This is a genomic window from Vibrio sp. V42_P2S4T144, from assembly GCF_009904715.1.
Taxonomy (GTDB): Bacteria; Pseudomonadota; Gammaproteobacteria; order Enterobacterales; family Vibrionaceae; genus Vibrio; species Vibrio alginolyticus.
This window is the reverse complement of record NZ_WXWS01000279.1, coordinates 1-5109: the sequence shown is the minus strand read 5'-3', so window position 1 is coordinate 5109 and position 5109 is coordinate 1. Positions and strand designations below refer to the sequence as shown.

Below are 5109 nucleotides of genomic sequence, written 5' to 3'. Positions count from 1 at the left end.
AAACTCTTTTTAAATTCTATTCACTGTAATATCAGAAACATAACCATTCCCAATGCTCGACAACGCATTATGGAGCATCTCTGCGGCATCTTCTGCTTGCATGAAGTAACTCGTGTCCATCGTATTGCCGCTTGTTTTCCAGAATTCCGTATCCATTCCACCAGGATAAACCGCGATAATTTTCATAGGTTTTCCTTTTAGCTCCAAACGAACCGACTCAATTAATCCTTTGACGGCCCATTTCACTGCACAATACGTAGACTCTTGCGCTTTAGGTTGTTGCGCGGCTGTGGACATGATCATGACCACTTTTATTGGATGATCTTTGTAACGCTTTACTAACTCTCTTAACACATGAATCGCAGAATTCAGGTTGTTATCAATCAACTTTTGAATCTCTTTCGGCTCCTGCTCTTCCAGTAAGCCAAAATAACCACTTCCCGCACTATGAATGACCATTTCAGGGGACTGTTTCACCCCATCAAAGAGCTGTTTCACATTTTGGTGCGATGAGAGGTTGCAAGCTTGATAACCAACGTTATGAGAGAGTTGTTTTGCTAGTGCGGATAGTTTTTCTGTATTTCTTCCTATTACATACGTCTCTTTGCCTTCCGCATCATAACGCTTTGCTAGTTCCGCCCCTAAACCGCTACTTGCACCTGTAATTACAATCATGCGCTACCTCTTTTCAACCACATACTTTTAATTCATCTATCAATTAAGGTAACAGAATCGTGGTAATTCACACCTCAAGAGCACCATTCTTTGAAGCAAGCAGCTTTCTTACTTTCGTGATGCATGAAATATCAAGCAGAACGACGGGCATTTAACCTATGCTTAAGCAAGAATAACTTTCTGAATTTTCTATCGACTTTCTAATGAGAACTGAATAGGAGCAAAGAATGACTGGGTCAAAATGGCAGTGGTTACTGAAACAGATGACGCGAAAACTGTGGGTCCGGACGTCACTCTACGCATTACTTGCTGTTGCTACCGCCTTAATGTCGATTGTTTTAAACCAGTTCATTACTCTGCCCCCTGCCATCAACGTCAGCAAGGATTTGTTGAACAACATATTAAATATCCTCGCAACCTCCATGCTTGCGGTGACTACATTCTCTCTCAATATTATGGTCTCAGCATACAGTGCCGCTAGTGCGGGGGTAACGCCACGAGCGACAAAACTGTTGATGGAGGACAGTACAACACAAAATGCCTTAGCAACCTTTCTTGGCTCTTTTCTATTTAGTTTGGTAGGAATTATCGCGCTAGGTATTGGGGCCTATCATCAACAAGCACAAATTTATCTATTCATCGTGACTATCGCCGTAATCGTGATGATCATACTCACTCTGCTACGTTGGATTCAGCACCTTTCCGTACTAGGAAGGGTCAGTGAAACCACTTCATACGTGGAGCAAGCCTTGTTAGATGCGATAAGAAAACGGGGCAAAGAGCGTTGGCTAGGCGCTCACCCATGGAGCCACCCAGAACATAAACCCAGAGGAAGTAAACCTATTTTGAGCCAAGAAATTGGTTACTTACAGCATGTTGATATGCATCATCTCGATAGTATTGCTGAAGCAAACCAATGCACCATCTACCTTGAGCGACAACCGGGAAGTTTTGTGTACGTAGGTCAACCATTGGCTTGGGTTTGTGGAGAGTTGCCAGACGAAAGCGAAATAACGGCAGCCTTCACGATTCGAACGGAGCGTTCATATGATCAGGACCCTCGCTTTGGTTTAGTCGTTATGGCGGAAATCGCCTCACGAGCACTATCTCCGGCTGTAAATGATAATGGCACCGCGATTGACGTTCTTGGGCGTTCTGTACGAGCACTTTCATTATGGGGAGACCTACTCAGTAAGCCGCCGACCAAAACTCGATACCCTAGACTATTTGTGCCCGCATTGAGCTGCCAGGATTTGTTTGATGATGTCTTTTTGCCGATAGCACACGATGGTGCAGCGCAACTCCAAATACAGATTCGCCTACAAAAGGCCTTGCTAGCTCTCTCTAGTATGCACCCTAAGTTATTTTTGTCACCAGCAATCAAGCTGTCAGAAAAAGCTTTAGAGCTTTCATTAAGCCAACATTATACCGAAGATGAGAAACACCAACTCTCTCAGCTATCTAATCTGGTCACAGACCAAAAAGCCAATGGTTAAGAGAGTCGAATTCAGTTGAAACATATTGCTACACGGCCTCGTGTATCATGACATGTGCTGATAACGTAGGGCAGAAAAGTCTCTTCGTTTATACACAATTAAAGACTCTGTGCGTTAGGTCTCTTTTCTCTTGGTGAGGGAATCTATATTCTGACGCACAATTTTTAAGGTAAGTGATGGAATAATGACAACGCCTACAACTCTTCCACCTGCTGGTCTCTTTCGTCGACTTGCAGCGTTGATTTACGACACATTGATTATTATCGCAATTGAAATGATGGCCGCAGGTATTGTTATGGCCGTTGTGTTTGCACTAAATGCAGCAGGATTGTTGAGCTATGGCGAGTACGCTGATGCCGCAGATATGCTCGGAAAACACCCTGTATTGAGCCCTCTATTTACACTTTATCTTGCGGGTGTGTGGATATATTTCTTTGTGTTCTTCTGGACGCGAGCAGGACAAACTCTTGGGATGCGCGCTTGGAAACTTCGAGTTCGCAATGCCAAAGACGGAGCACCAATTACGGTAACTCAAGCTCTGATTCGTATTTCGACATCTGGCTTTGGCTTGGCAAATTTGACTGTACCGATTGATCCGAAGAGACGTGGTTTCCACGACATTTGGGCCAAAACAGAGGTTGTTGTATTACCCAAGGCAAACTAACTTGTCTAGGAACACAAAAAAGGAAGGCGTAATGCCTTCCTTTTACATTTGGTTCGGTAAAACTTGGTTTATTCGATGATGCTTCAGTTATAGCTTTCTTCGTAGTAGTGCAATCGCAATAGCTAAGAACACCAAACTCGGGGCCAAAGCACCAAACACTGGGGATATGCCATACACCAAGCTTAATGGGCCAAAGAACTCACTGGATATGTAAAAAGTAAACCCGGCAACCACGCCCGACAATACCCTTGCCCCCATGGTCACGCTTCTGAGTGGACCGAAAACAAAAGATAGCGCCATTAACATCATCACAGCAATTGAAAGCGGCTGAGTCAACTTACGCCAAAACGCCAACTCATAGCGAGATGCATCTTGTTCCGATGCTTTTAGGTAAGTCACATAATCATACAAACCGCTCAGTGACAGTTCTTCTGGCTTCACGGTCACCACAGCTAGCTTATCCGGTGCCAAAGAGGTGTGCCACTCCATCTGTTCGATGTCTTGCTTTGAAATTACGTTTTCATTTTCCATGTCCGTAATTTGTACGTAGCGCATCAGCCAGTTGTTATCTTGTTGGTAGTCGACTTCTTCGGCGAAAATAACTTTTTGTAGATTCTTATCATCATCAAAACGCCACATATTTAAAGCATAAAGCTTGTCGTCTTCGACTTTACCTATAAAGATAAAGTCGTTTGCGTCACGAGCCCACACACCTGAGCGCACAGACACAATGCTACCACCTGATATCGCAAACGCACGTAAGTCACGGGCCATCTTCTGGGCCTCAGGAGCGCCCCATTGACCTAACGCCATAACAACAATCATGAGCGGGACGGCCGTTTTGAGTACCGATAACCCGATATCCAGCTTAGAGAAACCAGCAGCTTGCATCACCACCAGCTCAGAGCTTGAAGCCAACATACCTAAGCCGATAAGGGCACCGAGTAATGCCGCCATTGGAAAGAACATTTCGATATCACGCGGCACACTGAGTAACACAAAGTACAACGCATGAGTGAGGTCGTACACACCTCGCCCTACTTTACGTAGCTGTTCTACATATTTGATGATGCCCGATAAGCCAACAAACGTCGCTAAAACCAAGGCAGTGGTAGAGATGATGGTTCTACCGATGTAAAGGTCTAAGATTTTGAACACAGCTTACGCGAGCCTCTTCTTGCGGAATTTGTCTTTTATTCGTCTAGCAGCAACGCTATCCATCATATTCGCCATGATAGCAACAATCAGCAACATCGCATTGATTGGCCACATACCAATAGCAGCCGGGATGTCACCATCTTCTAATGCAGATTTGGTTGCACTGATCGCCAAGAAATACGCTAGGTAGATCAGGATCGCAGGCCCCATTTTGGCAAACCGTCCCTGACGCGGATTCACCGCAGACAAAGGAATAACGAGCATTGTTAAGAGTGGAATGCACACAAATAACGAAATTCGCCATTGTAGCTCCGCTTGCGCCTCTGGATCTGGGTGACCTATCAAGTCAACCGTTGGGTATGCTTCCCAGTCTCGCCCTTTCTTTTTGACCTCACGTTGGCCGATAACACCTTCGTATTCATCGAATTTCGTGATCATATATTCAACGCGAGTAGGCACACCTTCATAACGCGTACCTTCTTTCATAGTGATGATCTGACGACCGTCCGAAAGCTCTTTTACTTCACCAGAAGATGAGAACATCACACTCGGTAACACTGAATCTCGAGGGCGCATCTGCGCAACAAAAACGTTGCTCAAGGTATTGTCTTTAATGTTATCGATGAACACAACCGATGAACCGTCTGGTGTACCTTGGAACTGACCTTTTTTAAGTAGGTCAACGCTGTTTTCTGACGCTACCTGCTCATAAAGCTGCTCAACGCGGTCTTGAGACCACGGCGATAGCCACAACGCATTGAAAGCCGCCACCGCTGAAGTAATCAACGCTAGGTATAAGGCCGCTTGAACCAAGAATTTATTACCAATACCTGTCGCGTTCATTACGACAATTTCGCTCTCTGCATACAGACGACCAAATGTGATCAATATGCCGATATACAGACTTAAAGGCAGCATTAACAGACCCATTGCTGGCATGTTCAAACCAACAATCGAGAAAATCAATCCAGCAGGAATATCCCCATCAGAAGCATCAGCAAGAACACTTATGAATTTCTGGCTTACAAACACCAAAAAAAGTACGAAAAAAATCGCAAATTGGCTCTTGAGTGTTTCGCGGATCAAATATCTAACAATAATCACGCTGAAATTACC

Annotated in this window: 5 protein-coding genes; 2 read left to right on the top strand and 3 right to left on the bottom strand. The window is 44.7% G+C overall.

Annotation, left to right across the window (positions count from 1 at the left end; translation table 11 throughout):
- Positions 1–9: 9 nt before the first annotated feature.
- Entirely contained in the window at positions 10–675 is a 666-nt protein-coding gene (locus tag CAG68_RS09495; RefSeq protein WP_054730870.1) for an SDR family NAD(P)-dependent oxidoreductase, read from the bottom strand.
- A 227-nt stretch (positions 676–902) separates the two neighbouring features.
- On the opposite strand from CAG68_RS09495, the gene CAG68_RS09490 reads away from it, so the two are divergent.
- Complete coding sequence (locus tag CAG68_RS09490) at positions 903–2171, top strand: DUF2254 domain-containing protein (RefSeq protein ID WP_130545248.1); 1269 nt, start codon at positions 903–905, stop codon at positions 2169–2171.
- Positions 2172–2355: 184 nt separating this feature from the next.
- Complete coding sequence (locus tag CAG68_RS09485) at positions 2356–2835, top strand: RDD family protein (RefSeq protein ID WP_161441042.1); 480 nt, start codon at positions 2356–2358, stop codon at positions 2833–2835.
- An 87-nt stretch (positions 2836–2922) separates the two neighbouring features.
- Here CAG68_RS09485 and lptG read toward each other — a convergent pair whose 3' ends face one another.
- A complete protein-coding gene (lptG, locus tag CAG68_RS09480) occupies positions 2923–3993 on the bottom strand; it encodes an LPS export ABC transporter permease LptG (RefSeq protein ID WP_005381071.1) in 1071 nt (356 codons plus the stop codon).
- 3 nt (positions 3994–3996) lie between these two features.
- The gene (gene lptF, locus CAG68_RS09475) at positions 3997–5097 is read right to left on the bottom strand and encodes an LPS export ABC transporter permease LptF (RefSeq protein ID WP_054728898.1); all 1101 of its coding nucleotides are present in this window, start codon (positions 5095–5097) and stop codon (positions 3997–3999) included.
- Between the last annotated feature and the right edge of the window lie 12 nt (positions 5098–5109).